We start from the raw sequence: 19423 nt of genomic DNA, 5'->3' as shown, positions 1-19423 counted from the left end.
GGTAACAGATCGGATCGATTTGCCAGGAAAACTCAGACGGCCCAGCGCACTTCGGTCGGCCGCGTGAGACGGCAGGGTTCGGGCAAGCCATACGGGTCATAGGGCTGATACGCGCGATGCGCCAGCGTGTCGTTGTTCGGCGCGTTGTTCAGCACGCGTTGCAGCACGTGGTCTTCGAGTGCGGCGAAGCCCGCCGACGCCCGCGCGCGCGGACGTGCGAGCGCGACCGGCTGATCGAGCGCGATGCGGCCTTCCTCGATCAGCAGAATCCGCTCGCCGAGCGCGACGGCTTCGTGCACGTCATGCGTGACGAGCAGCGCGGTGAAGCGATGCTCGCGCCACAGCCTTTCGATCAGCGCGTGCATTTCGATGCGCGTCAACGCATCGAGCGCGCCGAGCGGCTCGTCGAGCAGCAGCAATTGCGGACGATGCACGAGCGCCCGCGCGAGCGCGACGCGCTGCCGCTGACCGCCCGATAGTTGCGCGGGCCAGTCGTTCGCGCGTTCGAGCAAGCCGACTTCGGCGAGCACCGCGCGCGCATCGTCGCGCGCGCCGCGGCCGAGGCCGAGCATCACGTTTTGCAGCACGCTTTTCCACGGCAGCAGACGCGCATCCTGAAACATGATGCGGGTGTCGAGCGGACCGCCGTTCCCGGCGCGCTTTTCGAGCACGCCCGAGCTGGCTTCCTCGAGACCCGCGACGAGCCGCAGCAAGGTCGACTTGCCGCAACCGCTGCGGCCGACGATCGCGACGAAGCTGCCCCGCTCGATCGACAGATCGAAGCCCGACAGCACCTCGCGCTCGCCATAGCGCTTGCCGACGCCGCGCAATTGCACCGCGTAGTCGCTCGCCGGGCGCGCGTCGCTGCGGGCCAGCGCGGGAGCGGCTTGCAAGCCGGCTTGCGAGCCGTGATGAGTCCCGGCCGCCCCGTCCCGCTCGACCTCCGCAGCCTCGTTCGCGTCGTGATCCGCGAGCCGCGGCTGCGCGAGTTCGGTCTCGAGATCGCTGCCCGCGATACCGCCGAACGTCGTCGATAGCGTCGTTGCGCTCATGCTTTTGCTCCTCGCTGATAGGCCGGATGCCAGCGCAGCGACACGCGCTCGAGGCTCTTCGCGAGCATGTCCGCGAGTTTGCCGAGCGCCGCGTACAGCAGAATGCCGACCACCACCACATCGGTTTGCAGGAATTCGCGCGCGTTCATCGTCATGTAGCCGATGCCCGATTGCGCGGAAATGGTCTCGGCGACGATCAGCGTGACCCACATCAGACCGAACGCGAAACGCACGCCGACCAGGATCGACGGCAGCGCACCCGGCAGAATCACGTGGCGGTACAGCGCGAAACCTTTGACGCCATAGCTGCGCGCCATCTCGGTCAGGTTCGCGTCGACCGAACGGATGCCGTGAAACGTGTTCACATAGACCGGGAAGAACACGCCGAGCGCGACGAGGAACACCTTCGCTTGTTCCTCGATGCCGAACCACAGGATCACGAGCGGAATCATCGCGAGCGCGGGAATGTTGCGGATCATCTGTACGGTCGAATCGAGCACGATTTCCGCGGGTTTGAAGAGACCCGTCGCCAGTCCGAGCATCAGACCGATGCCGCCGCCGATCGCGAAGCCCGACACCGCGCGCCAGGTGCTGACCTTCACGTCGGCCCACATTTCGCCGGACTGGATCAGCGACCATGCGGCCTTCACGACCGCGAGCGGCTCGGGCAGCACGCGCGTCGACAGCGCTCCGCTGCGCGCGGCGATTTCCCACGCGAGCAGGATCCCGATCGGCGCGAGCCACGGCAGCAGGTGCGCGCCGAAACGGCGCAGCGCGGCAGCGCGCGTCGTCGACGCGGGCTGCGGGGTTGCCGCCGTTCCCGCGCTCAAAGTGGTATCACTCATGTTGGCTTTTCTCCTTGCCTGTCGATCGTCGTGCGCGTGTCGCGCAAGCCGCGCGACCCATGCTATGGGCGCGCTCAACTCGCGCTCGCCGCCTTCGGCAGATAGCTGGTGCCGACGATTTCGCCGAACGGCCCCGACAACGGCCCGTTGGCAACCTTGCTGAAGCGTTGCGGCAGCAGCGGAAACACGAGTTCGGCGAAGCGGTAGGATTCCTCGAGATGCGGATAGCCCGACAGGATGAACGTCTCGATGCCGAGCGCAGCGTACTCCTTCATACGCGCGGCCACCTGCTCCGGACTGCCGACCAGCGCGGTGCCCGCGCCGCCGCGCACGAGCCCCACGCCCGCCCACAGGTTCGGATAGACCTCGAGCTGCTCGCGCCCGCCGCGCTTGCCGCCGTGCAGCGCGGCCATACGGCGCTGCCCTTCCGAATCCATCTTCGCGAACGACGCCTGCGCACGCGCGACCGTGTCGTCGTCGAGCTTGCTGATCAGCTTGTCGGCCGCGGCCCACGCTTCCTCCTCGGTCTCGCGCACGATCACGTGCAGACGGATGCCGAAGCGGATTCGCCGGCCGCGCGCCGCGGCGCGTGCGCGAATGTCGGCGATCTTCTTCGCGACCGCTTCGGGCGGCTCGCCCCACGTCAGATAGGTGTCGATGTGCTCGGCCGCGATATCGTGCGCGGCCGCCGACGAGCCGCCGAACCACAGCGGCGGATGCGGGTTTTGCACCGGCGGATATAGCGCCTTGCCGCCCTTCGACCGCAAATGCTTGCCGTCGAAATCGATCGCTTCGTTGCTGTGCGACGCGGCGAGCAGCTTGCGCCAGATATGCAGGAATTCGTCGGTGATTTCGTAGCGCGTGTCGTGATCGACGAACACGCCGTCGCCGGCCAGTTCGGCCGCGTCGCCGCCCGTCACCACGTTGATCAACAGACGCCCGTTCGACAGCCGGTCGAACGTCGCCGCCATACGCGCGGCGAGTCCCGGCGACGACAGCCCCGGGCGAATCGCGACGAGGAACTTCAGCCGCTGCGTCACGGCAATCAGGCTCGACGCGACGACCCAGGCGTCCTCGCACGAGCGGCCGGTCGGCAGCAGCACGCCCTCGTAGCCGAGCGTGTCGGCGGCGACGGCGATCTGCCGGAAGTAGTCGTAGTCGGCTGCGCGTGCGCCTTGGGACGTACCGAGATAGCGACTGTCGCCGTGAGTCGGAATGAACCAGAACACATTCATGTTGTTACTCCTGCCTGTTCCTGACGTAACGAAAACGGTGAGCGCGAGCGCCGACCGCGCGCATCGAGCCGGCAACCGGCAAAGCGCTGCGACGCGTTGAAGGATTGAGAAACGGACGATGGACTCAGGCCATCGGCAACTGCGTCAAATCGAAAGGCTATGCGCCTGGCGGACGACACCGCGAACACGACCGCGCGTGAGCCCTGCGACAACGGAGATTCGGTGTGAGGCTCGACATTGCGACGGCTTTCCTCGACCAACGTGCGCGTGATGCGCTCGATTTATCGGACGACGGCGACACCCGAGCCGTCTGCATGAGGAAACAGTCTATGGAGCGGTCCGCGGCTTTTGAACGATTTTATTGAGCTTAGGATTTCCGCTTTCGTGATTAGCCCGGTTCTACCGCATACGGTTGTTGCGCTTTACACACGCGGCCCCGGCCGCCCAACCCCGGTCGATATAATGGCGCTCGTTTCCAATCACCCGGTACAGGTCTTGCGAGTCGCCTGTACGTTGCCGGTGCAATGCATGCAAAAAATTATTCTGCCGTTCGTCGCCGGTTTTCTGGCTTCTTTGTTCTTTCGCGAATCGACGCTGGCGCTGATGCACGCTGCCGGCATGATCGACCCCAGCGGTTTTTCGACCGCGCCGTTTTTGCCGCTCGGCCTGCCTGAGTTCATCGCGAACGCAATCTGGAGCGCGTGCTGGGCCGTGCTGATGGCCTGGCTGCTGCGCGTCGCGCCGCATCGGCGCGCGCCGTGGGTACCCGCGTTCGTGTTCGGCGGCATCGTGCTGACGGCGGCGAGCGTATTCGTCGTCGATCCGCTGCGCGGCATCTGGCCGAGCGGCAACATGCTGCCGCGCCTCGCGGTGGGCTTCACGGCGAACGCGATGTGGGGCTGGGGTGCGCTCGTGTTCATGCGCGCGTTCATGGCGAGCGAGGCAGAGGAATAAGCGCGGCGAACATGAATTCGCGCAACGCGTAGATTCGCGCGGGCGGGTTCGCGAGGCCGCGCGTTCAGCCGCGCAGAGCGCCCAGCGGGTGCTCGTTCGCCGGCCACGGGCTGTCGAACATCTGCTCCACATCGGCCCGGTTGACGTCCTCGATGCGCGCGAAACGCCAGCGCGGCGCGTTGTCCTTATCGATGATGCGTGCGCGAATGCCTTCCACCGTATCGCCGCGCAGAAAGCTCGAGCGCGTCAGATCGAGATCAGTGCGCAGCACGTCGGCCATCGACCCTTCCGCGCGCGTGACCACTTCGAGCGAGACCGCCATCGACAGCGGCGAGCGCTCGCGCAGCACCGCGATCGTCTGCTCGGCCCACTCCGCCGCGTCGCCACCGCGCTCGCGTTCCTGTTCGAGCGACTTGAGTATCCGCGCGACGTCGGGCAGCGCGAAATGCCGGTCGATCAACGTACGCGCCTTCGCGAGCGCGCTCTCCTCGGGCCGCGGCGCGACCTGATACGCGAGCGTCTCGCGCTCGACGCACGCAACCACATCAGCACCGCGCTCGAACGGTTCGCGGCTCAACCTATCGACGAGCGCGGGCAACGCCGCGTCGTCGATGTAGGCATCGGCGAGGCCCGCGTACAGCGCGTCGGCCGCGCCGATCGTCTCGCCGGTCACCGCCAGATAGCGGCCGATCGCGCCGGGCGTGCGCGCGAGATACCAGCTCGCGCCGACATCCGGAAAGAGGCCGATACGGGTTTCGGGCATCGCCATCTTCGTCGATTGCGTGACGACCCGCAGGCCGCCGGTGCGATGTGCGCCCTGCGAAATGCCCACGCCGCCGCCCATCACGATGCCGTTCATCACCGCGATATACGGCTTCGGATACACGAAGATCGCGTGATTGAGCCGGTATTCCTCGCTGAAGAATGTATCGCGCGCCTCCTGGTCGCCGGTTTGCGCCGCTTCGTACATGAAGCGGATGTCGCCGCCCGCGCAGAACGCGCGCTCGTGCCGGCTGCGCACGACGACGGCCAGCACCTCGGGGTCCTCGCGCCACTGGTCGAGCGCCGCGTGGATCGCGCGGATCATGCCGGTCGACAGCGCGTTCAGCGCTTTCGGCCGCTCCAGTTCGATGAGACCGATGCGGTTGGCTACGTGGGTCGCGATTTCGTCGCTAGTGGCGGGCAAGGCGGACGTGGACATGGAGAACTGGGCGCGGCGGCGCGGCATGAGGTGGAACCGAACGTTATCACGGGCCTGCCGCTTTGCGTTTGGTGGGGAGCTCGGGGGCCGGGTCCGTGGAGCCGGCCGACTTGGCGTGGCGCCGCGCGACGGTTTTTTTGCCGCGGACTGCGGCGCTGTTCGATGCGCCCGCCGCCACGGCCTGCGGCACACCGAGCCATGCGTCGAGCGTCACGCCGACGAGCGTCTCGAGCGGCGCGCTCGGAAACACCGGGCACGTGAGATTCAGCGCGACGATGCCATGCAGACTCGCCCACAACGCCTCGGCCCAGATGGCCGGCTCCATCGATGCGACCGACGCCGACAGACGCCCCGCTGCTCGCAATTCGTCGAGCGCGTCGATCATGATGTGCAGCGCGGCGTCGCCGGGATCGTCGTCGGCAACGCCGCCGGCGGCGTTGCCCAGGGAGGCGGTCGAACCAGCGGTCCCGGCGTTCGCGCTTGTGTCGCCCGTGTTGCCGTCGTGTTTGCCAGTGCCCACCCCGCCACCGAGCGCCGCGCCGGTATAGCTCGGGTCCTCCATGAAAATCAGCCGGTACGTTTCAGGATGCTCGACGCCAAACGCCACGTACGCGCGCCCGAGCGCCTTCAGCCGTTCGGCGGGATCCGCGATCTGCACGAGCGGCACGAAGGTCGCGAGCAACTGCGCGTAGCCTTCGGCGCACAAGGCCCGCGCGATGTCGTCGCGACTCGCGAAATGCAGATACAACGTGGCGGGCGAATATTCGATCGCGTCAGCGATCTTGCGCATCGACAGCGCGGCAAAGCCCTCGCCCACGACGATGCGCCGCGCGGCATCGAGGATGCGTTCGCGCAGTGCCTGCTTCTGGCGGTTTTTTCGTTCGGCGATTCCCATGACTCGCAATTTTCAGATTGACAAACTGAAAAGTCAATTTAAACTGAACATCGTTTACTGAACAATGTTCAGTAAATTTTAATCTGTCAAATCGAGCAACCACGAGCGCGCGACGATGTCGCGCCGCCATCTGAGGGAATCGTCATGCAAGCCACGGGAAAGGTCGGTTTATTCGGTGCAGCGGGCGCTGCGGGTCAAAGCATCGCGACGGCGCTTGGCGCGGCGGGCCGCGATTACCGGGTGGTCGGCCGCTCGCGCGAGGTATTGCAACGGACTTTCGGTGACGACCCGCACGCGGAGATTGTCACCTGGAACCCCGACGACCCCGCCTCGATCCGCGCCGCGGCCGCCGGTCTGCAGACCGTGATCTACCTCGTCGGCGTGCCCTACGACCAGTTCGCGCAGCACCCGCCGTTGATGGAGAAAACGCTGGCTGGCGTGACGGCCGCCGGTGTCGAGCGCTTCATTCTGATCGGCACCGTGTATCCGTATGGCCGCGCGCGCGGCAACCCGGTCCGCGAAGATCATCCGCGCGAGCCGCACACGTTCAAGGGCCGCATGCGGCTTGAACAGGAAAAGCTCGTGCTGGCCGCGCATGGCCAGAAAGGTCTCGAAACGCTGGTATTGCGACTGCCCGATTTCTACGGACCGGGGGTCGAGCGCAGCCTGTTGCACGGTGTCTTCGTTGGCGCCGCTACCGGCAAGCGCGCGCAGGTGCTCGGTCCCGTCGACGTACCGCACGAATTCATCTATCTGCCGGATGTCGGTCCCGTGATCGAACGACTTACGCGCACGCCCGAAGCCTACGGTCGCTGGTGGCATCTCGCGGGCGCCGGCACGATCACGCAGCGCGAGGTGGCTCGCGAGGCCTACGCGCTTGCGGGCTCCGGGCCGAAGCTGATGGTGGCCGGCAAGGGCATGCTGCGCGTGCTCGGGCTATTCAATCCGCTGATGCGCGAGTTGGTCGAGATGAACTATCTGATGACCGAGCCGGTCGTGCTCGATGATTCGGCGCTCGCGACGTTGATCGGGCCGCTCAGGAAGACGTCGTATCAGGAAGGGATCAGGCGGTGCTTCGAAGCGGCGCGCGAGGTAGTGCCGGCACGCGACATGAATTAGCGGCAAGGCGTTGGCGATGCGTAGGTGAAGTGAAAACCGCAGAGATGGACCTGCACCCGGCCTCTGGCGCCGACGGTCCGTCGGCAGGTCCGCTTAGCCTGCCATCTGCCCCGGCGGAAAGTGGCCACTCTTGAGCAGCACGGGTGTGCCGTTACTGATCTGCAGATGCTCACGCGCAACGGCCTCGATGCGCGGCCGGCCCGCATCGAACGCGCGCAGCCAGCCGTCGAGGTTCTCGCTGTAAGCGCCGAAATGATCCTCGAGCGCTTCCACCGAGATCGCGCACGGCACCGGCTCACCGTCCACCAGCGCGGAAAACACGACGGTCAGGTTGGAGTCGCGGTAAGCAGGCGCGTCTTCGGGAAAACGGATTTTCATGGTCGCCTCGTCAGAAGTTGGCGGCGGGAATGTAGCTCGCGCGGAAGGCCGCTGCGCGCCGCCGATCCTCGCGAGTCCCGCTATGGTACTCGCGCCGCCGGATCACGGTCCAGCGCGCGCGGGCGCCTGATTCAGGGCATCGCGCGCTGCCTTGGCGAGCCCATCGGCGGGCCCTTTGCACGGAAATCGCCGACATGCTCACGGCCCATCCAGCAATCGGTCGACATACTCGCGGGCCGCCCGTTCGACGAACGCGAGCGCCTCTTCTTCACTGTCGAAGCGTTGCCGGTCGCCGAGCTCGAGCAGCGTTTCCATCCGGTGCGGATCGTCCGGGCCGAGCTCGGCGAGACTGACCGTGCCGACGTAAGTACCGTCCGCTTTGGTGTGCGCGTCGCCCGACGGGCCCGACGTGCTGCCCCCTGGCACGAGGCGCGCGGCGGCGCTGATGTAATAGCCGCGATAAGGGCCACTGACCCGTTCAGCCATCTTCGTCCTCCTGTTGCGGTTGCAAAGCTGGCGCCAGTCGCAACGGCGCCGCCCTGATGCTTCAGCATGCGGCGCGCCGCTGCACTGGGTGTGTGCGGGCGGCCCGTCCCATAACGATAAGGCGCGTTGCAGCGCGATAAGTTCTGCTCGCGAGACGCCCCCCGCGCCGCACCAAAAGAGCCGCGCCAAAGAGCCGCGCCGCACTTCAGCCGCGCGCGCTGGTCGAACGGTCCATACCGGCATGCTCCATGCTGTCGCACGGTACCTGTTACGACGCCATTTCGAGGCCAGCGAGCGCAATATGGGAAAATATTTTCTGCACGATCATGAACTGCCCGAGCCGGATGCGGCGAACCGCTGGTTCGAGTACGCCGAAAGTCACGGCATCGACATCCCGAAAGCGATCGGCATCTGGGAAGACGCAGCCACTGAAGAAGGCGCGGAAGCCCGGCGGCTCCTCAACGCGGCGGGCATCACGGTCGAAATGACCTGAGCCGTGACGCGCGTCCTCGCGCTCCACAGCGGCCGACCCGACCCGGCAGCCCCCCTCTATCTGAATGAAAGGACACAACACGATGCAATTCACGACGCAACCGCGACGCGCCGGCCGATTCCACCGCCTCCGATCCAGCGCCGCGCTTGCCCTCGTGCGTCGCGCGTCGCTGTCGGCCGCCTTGCCCGCCGCGCTGCTGCTTGCCGCGGGACTGGGCGGCTGCGCGTCGTCGAACACGACCACGCTGATCAATCTGCCCAACGGCCAGACCGGCTTCGCGGTCAACTGCAGCGGCGCCGACGCCGGCTCGAGTTGGGCCTCGTGCTACGTGCAAGCAGGTAAGGCCTGCGGCGCGACCGGCTACGACATCGTGTCGAAGGACAACGACGAAGGCGGCACCGCCGGCGGCAGCGTCACGAACGTGGCGTCGGCGAACGTGAAGGGCCGCTCGATGATCGTGCGCTGCAAGTAAGCCGATTTACGTGCCTGGCGGCAATCGCGGCGGCTGGCGCGGGGCTCAATGCGCCTGCATCTTCGAGAAGAGATTCAACACCGCGACGCCAGCGACGATCAATCCCAGCCCGATGATCGCCGGCACGTCGGGTACCTGCCGGTACAGCACTAGCGCGACCAGCGTGATCAGCACGATGCCCGCGCCGGACCAGATCGCGTAGACGATGCCAACTGGAATGCTTGGGAGCGTCAACGACAGGCAATAGAACGCGATGCCGTAGCCGAGCACGACGACCATCGACGGCAGCAGCCGTGAAAAGCCGTCCGAGGCCCGCATCGCGGAAGTCGCAATCACTTCGGCGACGATCGCGATCGCGAGCAGCGCATACGGGGGTATGCGCATCGCGTCAGTTTTTCGCGAGCGCGAGCTTGCCGTAGTCGTGACCGAGATGCGCGCACAGCGCTTCGACCACGAGTTCATGATCGGCGCGCTGCGGCAGACCGGACACCGTGATCGAACCGATCACGCCCGCCCCTTCCACCGCCAGCGGAAACGCGCCGCCGTGCGATGCGTACTCGGCGGCCGGCAGTCCGTGCTTGTCGGCGAGCGTCGCGCCCGCGAACTGCATTTTCAGACCGATCGCGTACGAGCTACGGCGAAATTGCGCGACCGTGTTGCCCTTGCGGCGCGCCCAGTCGACGTTGTCGGGCGTCGCGCCGTCGAGCAGGCTGAAGAACAGCGGCTGGCCGAACGTGCGCACGTCGATCGCAGCGGCAATGCCGCGCGCTTTCGCGACTTCGTGCAGATACGCGCCGACTTGCCACGCGCGGTCGGCATCGAAGCGGGGAAACACGAGGGTCTTTTCCTGAATGGCGATGACCTGCAGGTCGTGAGCGATATCCATGGGGTTCAGAACGGGTCGGGGCATCAGAGTCAAAGGGGCCGCCGTCGTGAAGATCCGGCGAGCCGCGTGGAGAATCTGAATTCTAGCGCAGCGTCCGCGCACGGCTTTCCAGAGCCTTTCCGATAGGCGACGTCGCGCGGGCAGAGCGAAGCGCAATGAAGCCAATTCTTACATGGCTATTGCGCTGGTCATATAGCTGGTCTATAATCTTTTCTTCGACGGACGCGGGGTGGAGCAGTCTGGCAGCTCGTCGGGCTCATAACCCGAAGGTCGTAGGTTCAAATCCTACCCCCGCAACCAACCGAAATCATTGAAGGGTTACAACGCATTGGCGTGTAACCCTTTTTTGTTTTTGTGGCCTTGGTCTGGCGATCCCCTTGACCGCCCCACCCTCAGGCGAAAAAAAAAAGCGCGTCAACTGAATGACGCGCCAAGCTACGGGGCAATGTCCAAGAGAGAAAAGACGACTGCGGTGGACGCTGTGGCCTCCATCGCAACCATCAGGACCGATGCCATCAGCGCATCCAAAAATCGACTGTCAATCAATGTCAGACACGACGGCGCTCGCCGCCTTGGACGTCGTCTCGCGCAGCCCCTGTCGGCGCCTCAGTAATCCCCCGCCCCGGTGATAAACTCCTATCACCCTTTCTCGTCCCCTTTCCAATGAAATTCTGTTCTGTCTGCGGCCACGGCGTCAGTCTGAGCATTCCGCCGGGCGACAATCGCGAGCGCTTCGTATGCGGCAGTTGCGGCACCGTGCATTATCAGAATCCGCGTAACGTGGTCGGCACCGTTCCCGTGTGGGACGACAAGGTGCTGCTGTGCCGTCGCGCGATCGAGCCGCGCTACGGTTACTGGACGCTGCCCGCCGGCTTCATGGAAATGGGAGAGACGACGGCCGAAGCCGCCTCGCGCGAAACGCTCGAGGAAGCCGGCGCCCGCGTCGAGGTGCAGAACCTGTTTTCGCTGCTGAATGTGCCGCACGTGCATCAGGTGCATCTGTTCTACATGGCGCGGCTGCTCGATCTCGACGTCGTCGCCGGCGAGGAAAGCCTCGAAGTGAAGCTGTTCGAGGAGCACGAGATTCCGTGGGACGAGATCGCGTTTCCGACCGTCGGCCAGACGCTGCGCTTTTTTTTCGCCGACCGCGCGGCCGGCAGTTTCGGCCTGCATACCGGCGACATCTTCCGCTCCCTGCGCGAAGGCTGAGCGGCGCGCATGGTTCCCTGGCTCGGAGCTGACGACCCGTTTCCGCCCGTCGAGCGCGCGCTCGGCGCCGCGAGCGGCGCGCCCGGTCTGCTGGCGGCAAGCGGCGATCTGCTGCCGTCGCGCCTCATCGACGCGTATCGGCGCGGCATCTTCCCGTGGTATTCGGACGGCCAGCCGGTGTTGTGGTGGAGCCCCGATCCGCGCATGATCCTGCGCCCCGCCGAGTTCAAGGTGTCGCCATCGCTGCGCAAGACGCTCAAGCGCGTGTTGCGCGACGACGCGTGGGAAATCCGCGTCGATCACGATTTCGCCGCCGTGATGCGCGCCTGCGCGCAGGCGCCGCGCCACGGTCAGCGCGGCACGTGGATCACCGCCGACGTCGTCGAAGCCTATTCGTCGCTGCACCGCCTGGGCGAGGCGCACAGCATCGAAACCTGGCTCGAGGGCAAGCGTGTAGCGGGATTGTATGGCGTGTCGCTCGGGCGGATGTTCTTCGGCGAATCGATGTACACCGACGTCACCGACGGCTCGAAAATGGCGCTGGCCGCGCTGGTCGGCCACTTGCGACGTCACGAAATAGAAATGATAGACTGCCAGCAGAACACGTCGCATCTGGCGTCGCTCGGCGGCCGCGAGATAGCGCGCAAGGCGTTTGTCGCGCATGTTCGCGCGTCTGTCGGCGCGCCGGCTATCCCGTGGCGCTTCGACAAGACCGCCCTGCTCGACATCCTCGCGCGGGCGGCGTAGGAAAAATCAGGCCGAATCCGGTCCGCCGCCCATCGAATAGCGGCATCAACCGCCGGGCGTGCCGGGTTTGCATTACCAGAGACGCTTCGAGAGCTGCCAACGTGACTCATCCCAACGAGCTGCCTCTTTCTCCGCTTTCCGCGCTGCAATTTTATGCAACGGCGCCCTATCCCTGCAGTTACCTCGACGGCCGCATCGCGCGCTCGCAGGTCGCCACACCCAGTCACCTGATCAATTCGGACGTCTACACCGACCTCGTCAAGGCGGGCTTCCGGCGCTCGGGCGTGTTCACGTATCGCCCGTATTGCGACGGCTGCCGCGCGTGCGTGCCGGTGCGCGTGCCGGTCGAGCGTTTTCAGCCGAACCGCACGCAGCGGCGTGTATGGAGAAAGCACGGCGACCTGATCGCGACCGTCGCGCCGCTGCACTACGACGAGGAGCATTACGCGCTGTATATGCGCTACCAGTCGGCGCGCCACGCGGGCGGCGGCATGGATCGCGACAGCCGCGACCAGTACGAGCAGTTCCTGCTGCAAAGCCGGATCAACTCGCGGCTCGTCGAGTTTCGTGAGCCAGCGCCGCTGCAGCCCGATGGGCGACCTGACGGGCCACCTGACGCGCGGGGCGCGCTGCGCATGATCAGCATGATCGATATCCTCGGCGACGGGTTGTCGTCGGTGTACACGTTCTTCGAGCCGAGCCTGCCGCACGCGAGCTTCGGCACCTACAACATCTTCTGGCAGATCGAGCAGGCGCGCAGCCTGAACCTGCCGTACGTGTATCTCGGCTACTGGATTCGCGAAAGCCCGAAAATGGCGTACAAGGCGAATTTCCGGCCGCTCGAAGGCTTGATCGACGGCGCGTGGCGCGTGCTCGATCCGGCCAGCATCGACCTGCCGCCGGTCGATTTCGCGATGCATGGACGACGCGGGCCGCTCAGGCCGTAGTCGAGGCGCCGGCCGTCGAGTCGTTGCCGGGTCCTGCTCGTCGCCGGCAACGCCCCACCAGTCTCATCAAAGCCCAAAGCCGGTAAAATAGCGGGTTCCCATTTTCCGGCCGTCCGGCTTCATCCCGTGCTCAGCTCCCTTTATCCGCTCGTTCGCGCCCAACTCTTTCGCATGGACGCGGAAGACGCTCACCATCTGACTTTGCGCATGCTCGGCGCCGCCGGTCGCACCGGCCTCGCCGGCGCGCTCGCGTCGCGCGTGCCGGATTCGCCGCGCACCCTGATGGGCCTGACGTTCCGAAACCCGGTCGGACTCGCGGCGGGCCTCGACAAAGACGGCGCGTGCATCGACGGTCTGGCGGCGCTCGGCTTCGGCTTCATCGAAGTGGGCACCGTGACGCCGCGCGCGCAGCCGGGCAATCCGCGTCCGCGCATGTTCCGGCTGCCGCAGGCGAACGCGGTGATCAACCGGATGGGCTTTAACAACGCCGGCGTCGACCAGTTCGTGAAGAACGTCCAGGCCGCGCGCTATCGCGGCATCCTCGGTCTTAACATCGGCAAGAACGCCGACACGCCGATCGAGCGCGCCGCTGAAGACTATCTGTACTGCCTCGAGCGCGTGTACCCGTTCGCGAGCTACGTGACGGTCAACATTTCGTCGCCGAATACGAAGAACCTGCGCCAGCTGCAGGGCGCCGACGAACTCGACGCGCTGCTCGCCGCGCTGAAGGACAAGCAGCAAAGACTCGCCGACATGCACGGCAAGCTCGTGCCGCTCGCACTGAAGATCGCGCCCGACCTCGACGACGAGCAGATCAAGTCGATCGCCGACACCTTGCTGCGCCACAAATTCGAAGGCGTCATCGCGACCAACACTACGCTGTCGCGCACCGCCGTCGCCGGCATGCGGCATGCTGACGAAGCCGGCGGCCTGTCGGGCAAGCCGGTGTTCGACGCGTCGAACGAGGTGATCCGCAAGCTGCGCGCCGAAGTCGGCGAGGCGGTGCCGATCATCGGCGTCGGCGGCATTTTCTCGGGCGACGATGCGCGCGCGAAGCTCGCGGCCGGCGCGTCGCTGGTGCAGCTTTATACTGGTTTCATCTACCGCGGTCCGGCGCTCGTCGCCGAATGCGCGCAGGCGTTGCGCTAGGCATCCGCGCCGCTGCATATAGACATAAACAAACGGTATTTAGGTTGCGATAGGCTCGTTTGCTATGCTCTCGACCGTCAAAACATCAGACGTACAAAGGAACATGATGAAATTCGGCCTGTTGAAGAAGCTCCTCGCCACCGCGCTGATCGGCGCGTCGCTGAGCGCCGTTACGGCGCACGCGGAAGACCTGCTCGACCAGGTCAAGCAGCGCGGCACGCTGCGTATCGGTCTCGAAGGCACCTTCCCGCCGTTCAACTCGAAAGCGCCGTCGGGCGAGCTGGTCGGCTATGACGTCGACATCGCCAAGGCGGTCGCGGCCAGGCTCGGCGTGAAGCCCGAGTTCGTCACGACCGAGTGGAGCGGCATCATCGCCGGTCTGCAGGCGGGCAAGTTCGATGTGATCGTCAACCAGGTCGGCATCACCGACGCGCGCAAGCAGACGCTCGACTTCTCGCCGGCGTACACGTACTCGGCGGCGCAACTGATCCAGCGCAAGAACGACACGCGCCAGTTCACCTCGCTCGAAGACCTGAAGGGCAAGAAGCTCGGCGTCGGTCTCGGCACGAACTACATGGACATGGCGAAGGCAGTGCCGGGCATCGACGTGAAGACCTACCCGGGCGCACCCGAATACCTGCGTGATCTGGCCGCCGGCCGGCTCGACGCGGCGTTGAACGACCGTCTGATGCTCGCGTACCTGCTGAAGAACTCGAACCTGCCGCTGCGCACCGGCGCGAACGTCGGCCCGGGCAACCCGTCGGGCATTCCGTTCAGAAAGGGCAACCCGAAGTTCGCGCAGGCGATCGACGACGCAATGACCCAGCTCGAAGCGGACGGCACCTTCACGAAGATCTCGGACAAGTGGTTCGGCATCGACGTCAGCAAGCCGATCAAGTAGCACGCGTGGAGTCGAACGAAGGGCGGCATCGATGACGATGCCGCCCTTCGCGCTTTTTGCGGCCCACGCGAGCTGCGGGAGCCGCGGGAGCCAAACCGCGCGCCGCGTATACCCCGAGCCGCATCGCGCGGCCCGCGCCTGAGCGCGCGCCAAAGTTTATGATGTGCGCTTTGTGCGTCAATAAGAACACTGCCCATGTCCATCACATCCCTGCTGCTCCAATCAGTGCCGGTGCTCGCACAAGGCGCGCTGCTGACGATCAAGTTCGCGATCCTGTCGATGATCTTCGGCCTGATCGGCGGCGCCATGCTCGCGCTGATGGGCATCAGCCACAGCCGTCCGCTGAACTGGATCGCGCGCGTCTATGTGAGCGTGATGCGCGGCACGCCGCTGCTCGTGCAGATCTTCGTGATTTACTACGGTCTGCCGAGCTTCGGCATTTCGCTCGATCCGACGCCGGCCGGCGTGATCGCGCTGTCGGCGAACGTCGCCGCGTATCTGTCCGAGAGCATGCGCGGCGCGATTCTGGGCATCCACCAGGGCCAGTGGCTCGCCTCGTACAGCCTCGGGCTGTCGCGGCGTCAGACGCTGCGCTACGTGATCGCGCCGCAGGCGCTGCGCATCGCGGTGCCGAGTCTGTCGAACAGCCTGATCAGCCTGATCAAGGACACCTCGCTCGTGTCCGTCATCACGGTGACCGAGTTGCTGCGCAGCGCGCAGGAAATCATCGCGTCGACCTACCAGCCGCTGCCGCTTTATCTTGCGGCCGCGGCCGTGTACTGGGTGCTGTGTCAGGTGCTCGAGTGGGCGCAGCGCTGGTACGAGCGGCGGCTGTCGCTGCCGACGCGGCACTGAGCGCCGCCCGCTCCTTTTCGTTGCCCCCAGCGGCTCATTCCCCAGCGAACTTGAGCCCCAACGCCGCGCGCGCCGCGTCGGCCATCGCGATCATCTGTCGCGACGTGTCGTGCGGCATCAGCGGACTCTCCAGCACACCCGCGCGGATCAGCTCGCAAAAGTGCGCGGTCTCGTAGTTCAAGCCGCCGCCTTCGAACGGTTCGTCGAGTTCGACGACGCGGCCATCCGCATAACGGATCGTCGCGCGCGACGGGTTCCACCACGGCTCGTGCAGCGTCACGTGACCGCCTTGGGCCATCAGCAGCGCATCGCCCTTGCCATGCAGATCGAGCCCGCAGAATAGCTGCGCGATGCCGCCGCGCTCGTGCTGGCTGTTCAGACTCGCGAACGTATCGACGCCGGTCGCGCCAAGCCGGCCGAAGCTCTGCACGTCGCGTGGCGCGCCGAGCCAGTCGACCGCGAGAAACATCTCGTAGATGCCGATATCGAGCAGCGCGCCGCCCGCATGCTCGAACGACAGCGACGGATGATCGGCCGGCACGCCCGGCACCGAGCAGCCCGCGCGCACGAGCCCGACCTCGCCGATCGGCTCGGCCGCGAGGTGCTCGCGCAACCTTCTGTAGAGCGGATAGAACGGCGGCTTCATCGCTTCCATGAAGAGCCGTTGCGATGCGCGCGCGGAGTCGAGCACGCGCTCGAGCTGCGGACGATTGATACACGCGGGTTTCTCGCACAGCACGTGCAGCCCCGCTTGCAACGCGGCGATCGCATAGTCGGCGTGACTGTCCTGCAGCGTCGCGATATAGAGCGCGTCGACGCCGCTCGCGAGCAGAGTGTCGAAACTGGCGCAGACGGCGCCGCCGAATTCATCGGCGAACGCCCGGGCCGGTTCCACGCGACGCGACCACAGCGCCGCGAGCCGCGTCCGCGGCACGAACGCGAGCCCTTGCGCGAAGCGGCGCGCAATCCGGCCGGTGCCGACGATCCCCCAGCGGATCTCGCGCGATGAAGTGGTGTCCTGCGCTGCCCGATCGGTCGGTTGGGTGCTGGCTGCGTGCAGTGCCGCTGTCGTATCTGTCATCGTGTGTGCAAAGGTCCATGCGGTTCGGAACAGCCGCTATTGTCACCGATGCCGCTTGCGAACGCGGCGAACCCGGCCGATCGAACCATCCGGCATCACTGCCGCGCACCGACCTTCGACACCCCACCCCGCCGCTCCCGCCGGACATTGACAGATACGCTCAGCCCGCGCTCGCAATCACGCTCAAACCCGCGCCGGCGGCTCCGCGGAAAACCGGCCGCCGACCTCCTCGGCCGCGTAATCGATCATCGCGAGCGCAGCGATCTCGGCCTCCTTCGGATCGCGCCGCTCGATCGCTTCGATGACGCGCTGATGCGATGCGATCGCACTCTCCCACAGCCCTTCCCGGTCATGCACGACCGGATTGAGGGTCGACAGCGCGCCGCGAATGATCGCCGCCATCTGCTTAAAGAACTGGTTGCCGCTCGCGATCACGATGCGCGTATGGAACAGCTCGTCGGCTTCCTGATAGCCGGCCTCGCCCGGACGGATCATGCGAAACGCCTCGAACGCCTCGCGAATCGCCGCGACTTCCGCGGCACTGCCGCGCGCGGCCGCCTGCGCCGACGCGCGCGGTTCGATCAGCATGCGAAACTCGATCACGTCACGCAGAAACATCGGATCGGGCTTTGCACGGAAACGCCAATTGACGACGTCCTCGTCGATCATGCGCCAGTCGCTCATCGGCCGGATGCGCGTGCCGATCTTCGGCCGCACGTCGAGCATGTCGCGCGCGAGCAGCATCGATAGCGCCTCGCGCATCACGGTGCGGCTCACATCGAATTCCTTCGACAGCACATCCTGCGGCGGCAGAATCGCGCCGTATTTTTCCTCGACGATGCCGCTGACGAGCCCGTCCATGACTTTGCTCACCAACGAGCGATCCTTGTTTGCGTGTTCCATGACATATCCCCGAAGCGGTGTTGACCCCGCGTGGCCTGTTGATTGAAGGGCCCGTACGTATCTGTTATGCCAATAGAATCGTTTTTCGATACGTTGCAAGCTTCGAAACGGATGCGCCAGTGGGACACTTCCTGACAGGGTTATCCCTCTGAAGATTTGTTTCGTTCGTGTAACGCCATCTGTTTCGCCAGGCACAAAGCTCGCTCGTCAAAGCGTGCCTGCGTTGTGGGGTTTGAATTGTGCGCATTCGCACGTTGGCGTGATGAAATTGTCTGATTTGCACGGACGTGGTCGGACGCCTGCGTGTTCCGGCGAACAAAGATCGGCTCCTGCGCCTCCGAAAGCACGCTGACGCCGAACAGCTCGGCGTCCATCAGCCGTGCAAGCGCACGATGTCGTCTTCGCCGGGATCGCCGTCCGAATGCACCTCGATGATTTCCAGCGGCGTCTTGCCAGCATTTTCGAGCCGATGCCTGACGCCCAGCGGAATCAACGTCGACTGATTCTCCGACAGCAGGAAGCGCTCGTCGCCGTCCTTGCTCGACGCGTCCCACACCGAGTCCCAGGCGCCGAGGTCCGACCAGCCCGCGTCGAGCGGCACCGTCACGCCGACGAGACGCGCGTCGGTGCCCATGCGCTCCATCACCGCATAGTCGACTGAGTCGGACGGACACGCGGCGAAGGCGTCGCGCGCGAGATGCAGCGCGCCGGCCTCGTCGATGCTCGCGCCTGCGAATGCGTCCTTGCAGGCCGCCGCGATCAGCGGACGGCACAGGCCGATCGCGTCGAGCCACACCGACGCGCGCACCACGAACATGCCGCTGTTCCACCAGTACTCGCCCGACGCGAAGTAGCGCTCGGCCAGCTCGGCATCGGGCTTCTCGACGAAGCGCTCGATCGTCCGCGCGCCCCGGTTTCCCAAGGCCGCGGCGGTGCGGATATAGCTGTAGCCGGTCGCCGCGCGCTGCGGCGGCACGCCGAGCGTGACGATCGCGCCCCGCGAAGCATACGCGAGCGCTTCCTTGAGCGCCGCGCCGAACGCCGCTTGATCGGCGATCGGATGATCGGCGGGCAGCGCGACCAGCATCGGATCGTCGCCGGCCGCGGCCGACGCGCGCGCGGCGTGCGCCGCGACGGTCAGCGCCGGCGCGGTGTTGCGCGCCATCGGTTCGAGCAGTATGCGCACCGGCTTGCGGTACTGCTCGAGGCGCTCGAGCGTCGGCAGCCGCAGTTCCTCGCAGCAGACCACCAGCGGCGCGGCGGGCGGCGTGGTGCGGGCCGCGTCGGGCGCGGCCGGGTCGAACGCGTCGTCGAGCCGGCGCAGCGTCGCTTCGAGCAGCGACTGGTCGCCCATCAGCCCGATCCGCTGCTTCGGATTGGGTTCGCGCGACAGCGGCCACAGCCTCGTACCGGAGCCGCTCGCGAGAATCACCGGTTGCACGGTCAGTTCGCGCAGCGCGGCGGCGGTCCCAGCCTGCGGCGCGGGCGGATTACCTGGTTCTACCATTCGATTCATTTGCGATCCTGTCGAATCCAGATCCTGTTCACGGGCCGGCATGACGCCAGCAAGTGCCTCGTGGTCGCACGCGCGTTCAGTCGTATGCGCGCGACACAC

22 protein-coding genes and 1 tRNA gene are annotated in these 19423 nt (G+C 65.9%); 11 read left to right on the top strand and 12 right to left on the bottom strand.

The genetic code is table 11. The features are described from left to right. Nucleotides 1-32 precede the first annotated feature (32 nt). From HWY30_RS26115 to ssuD, 3 genes are all read right to left on the bottom strand, one after another. Nucleotides 33-1052 carry an ATP-binding cassette domain-containing protein gene (locus tag HWY30_RS26115; RefSeq protein WP_090804372.1) on the bottom strand — a complete coding sequence of 340 codons (1020 nt, stop codon included), beginning with the start codon at nt 1050-1052 and terminating at the stop codon, nt 33-35. Then, complete coding sequence (ssuC, locus tag HWY30_RS26110; protein WP_090804370.1) at nt 1049-1897, bottom strand: aliphatic sulfonate ABC transporter permease SsuC; 849 nt, start codon at nt 1895-1897, stop codon at nt 1049-1051. Before ssuC ends, HWY30_RS26115 begins: the two co-directional genes overlap by 4 nt. Before the next feature lie 74 nt (nt 1898-1971). Continuing rightward, on the bottom strand, nt 1972-3132 hold the full coding sequence (gene ssuD, locus HWY30_RS26105; protein ID WP_090804368.1) for an FMNH2-dependent alkanesulfonate monooxygenase: 1161 nt from the start codon (nt 3130-3132) through the stop codon (nt 1972-1974). A 528-nt stretch (nt 3133-3660) separates the two neighbouring features. On the opposite strand from ssuD, the gene HWY30_RS26100 reads away from it, so the two are divergent. Beyond that, a complete protein-coding gene (locus HWY30_RS26100) occupies nt 3661-4086 on the top strand; it encodes a hypothetical protein (RefSeq protein WP_090805723.1) in 426 nt (141 codons plus the stop codon). 64 nt (nt 4087-4150) lie between these two features. Here HWY30_RS26100 and HWY30_RS26095 read toward each other — a convergent pair whose 3' ends face one another. Both HWY30_RS26095 and HWY30_RS26090 read right to left on the bottom strand, forming a co-directional pair. Further along, nucleotides 4151-5287, bottom strand: a complete 1137-nt coding sequence (locus HWY30_RS26095; RefSeq protein WP_090805722.1) for an enoyl-CoA hydratase/isomerase family protein — start codon at nt 5285-5287, stop codon at nt 4151-4153. Between the two features lie 46 nt (nt 5288-5333). Then, complete coding sequence (locus tag HWY30_RS26090) at nt 5334-6182, bottom strand: TetR/AcrR family transcriptional regulator (protein ID WP_090804366.1); 849 nt, start codon at nt 6180-6182, stop codon at nt 5334-5336. 144 nt (nt 6183-6326) lie between these two features. Here HWY30_RS26090 and HWY30_RS26085 point away from each other — a divergent pair, with 144 nt between their 5' ends. Then, complete coding sequence (locus HWY30_RS26085; RefSeq protein WP_090804364.1) at nt 6327-7301, top strand: NAD-dependent epimerase/dehydratase family protein; 975 nt, start codon at nt 6327-6329, stop codon at nt 7299-7301. Between the two features lie 93 nt (nt 7302-7394). On the opposite strand, the gene HWY30_RS26080 is transcribed toward HWY30_RS26085, so the two are convergent. After that, nucleotides 7395-7679 (bottom strand): DUF1488 family protein, encoded by a 285-nt coding sequence (locus HWY30_RS26080; protein ID WP_090804362.1) that lies wholly within the window; start codon nt 7677-7679, stop codon nt 7395-7397. A 198-nt stretch (nt 7680-7877) separates the two neighbouring features. Further along, nucleotides 7878-8165, bottom strand: a complete 288-nt coding sequence (locus HWY30_RS26075; protein WP_090804360.1) for a hypothetical protein — start codon at nt 8163-8165, stop codon at nt 7878-7880. A gap of 301 nt (nt 8166-8466) precedes the next feature. Between HWY30_RS26075 and HWY30_RS26070 the strand changes: the two genes are divergently transcribed. After that, the gene (locus HWY30_RS26070) at nt 8467-8658 is read left to right on the top strand and encodes a hypothetical protein (RefSeq protein ID WP_090804358.1); all 192 of its coding nucleotides are present in this window, start codon (nt 8467-8469) and stop codon (nt 8656-8658) included. 82 nt (nt 8659-8740) lie between these two features. Then, nucleotides 8741-9130 carry a hypothetical protein gene (locus HWY30_RS26065; protein WP_090805720.1) on the top strand — a complete coding sequence of 130 codons (390 nt, stop codon included), beginning with the start codon at nt 8741-8743 and terminating at the stop codon, nt 9128-9130. Between the two features lie 45 nt (nt 9131-9175). On the opposite strand, the gene HWY30_RS26060 is transcribed toward HWY30_RS26065, so the two are convergent. Together HWY30_RS26060 and HWY30_RS26055 are read right to left on the bottom strand one after the other, a co-directional pair. Further along, complete coding sequence (locus tag HWY30_RS26060; RefSeq protein WP_425199402.1) at nt 9176-9508, bottom strand: DMT family transporter; 333 nt, start codon at nt 9506-9508, stop codon at nt 9176-9178. 10 nt (nt 9509-9518) lie between these two features. Beyond that, complete coding sequence (locus tag HWY30_RS26055; RefSeq protein WP_090804354.1) at nt 9519-10016, bottom strand: heme-degrading domain-containing protein; 498 nt, start codon at nt 10014-10016, stop codon at nt 9519-9521. A gap of 223 nt (nt 10017-10239) precedes the next feature. Between HWY30_RS26055 and HWY30_RS26050 the strand changes: the two genes are divergently transcribed. The 7 genes from HWY30_RS26050 (at nt 10240) to HWY30_RS26020 (ending at nt 15824) form a co-directional block, all read left to right on the top strand. Beyond that, nucleotides 10240-10316, top strand: a tRNA-Met gene (locus HWY30_RS26050). Nucleotides 10317-10679: 363 nt separating this feature from the next. Next, nucleotides 10680-11225, top strand: a complete 546-nt coding sequence (locus HWY30_RS26045) for an NUDIX hydrolase (RefSeq protein ID WP_090804352.1) — start codon at nt 10680-10682, stop codon at nt 11223-11225. A gap of 9 nt (nt 11226-11234) precedes the next feature. Then, complete coding sequence (gene aat, locus HWY30_RS26040) at nt 11235-11972, top strand: leucyl/phenylalanyl-tRNA--protein transferase (RefSeq protein WP_090804350.1); 738 nt, start codon at nt 11235-11237, stop codon at nt 11970-11972. Nucleotides 11973-12073: 101 nt separating this feature from the next. Continuing rightward, nucleotides 12074-12919, top strand: coding sequence for an arginyltransferase (locus tag HWY30_RS26035; protein WP_090804348.1), 846 nt, complete (start codon nt 12074-12076; stop codon nt 12917-12919). A gap of 126 nt (nt 12920-13045) precedes the next feature. Then, nucleotides 13046-14068 carry a quinone-dependent dihydroorotate dehydrogenase gene (locus HWY30_RS26030; RefSeq protein ID WP_090804346.1) on the top strand — a complete coding sequence of 341 codons (1023 nt, stop codon included), beginning with the start codon at nt 13046-13048 and terminating at the stop codon, nt 14066-14068. A gap of 106 nt (nt 14069-14174) precedes the next feature. Beyond that, entirely contained in the window at nt 14175-14969 is a 795-nt protein-coding gene (locus tag HWY30_RS26025; protein ID WP_090805719.1) for a cystine ABC transporter substrate-binding protein, read from the top strand. A 195-nt stretch (nt 14970-15164) separates the two neighbouring features. Continuing rightward, nucleotides 15165-15824, top strand: a complete 660-nt coding sequence (locus HWY30_RS26020) for an amino acid ABC transporter permease (protein ID WP_090804344.1) — start codon at nt 15165-15167, stop codon at nt 15822-15824. Between the two features lie 34 nt (nt 15825-15858). Here HWY30_RS26020 and HWY30_RS26015 read toward each other — a convergent pair whose 3' ends face one another. From HWY30_RS26015 to HWY30_RS26005, 3 genes are all read right to left on the bottom strand, one after another. Continuing rightward, nucleotides 15859-16905, bottom strand: coding sequence for a Gfo/Idh/MocA family protein (locus HWY30_RS26015; protein WP_090804342.1), 1047 nt, complete (start codon nt 16903-16905; stop codon nt 15859-15861). Between the two features lie 183 nt (nt 16906-17088). Further along, a complete protein-coding gene (locus HWY30_RS26010) occupies nt 17089-17808 on the bottom strand; it encodes a FadR/GntR family transcriptional regulator (RefSeq protein WP_090804340.1) in 720 nt (239 codons plus the stop codon). 373 nt (nt 17809-18181) lie between these two features. Beyond that, complete coding sequence (locus tag HWY30_RS26005; protein WP_090804336.1) at nt 18182-19324, bottom strand: mannose-1-phosphate guanylyltransferase; 1143 nt, start codon at nt 19322-19324, stop codon at nt 18182-18184. Between the last annotated feature and the right edge of the window lie 99 nt (nt 19325-19423).

The organism is Paraburkholderia tuberum STM678 (assembly GCF_902833905.1).
Taxonomy (GTDB): Bacteria; Pseudomonadota; Gammaproteobacteria; order Burkholderiales; family Burkholderiaceae; genus Paraburkholderia; species Paraburkholderia tuberum.
This window is presented reverse-complemented; position numbering and strand designations above follow the sequence as displayed.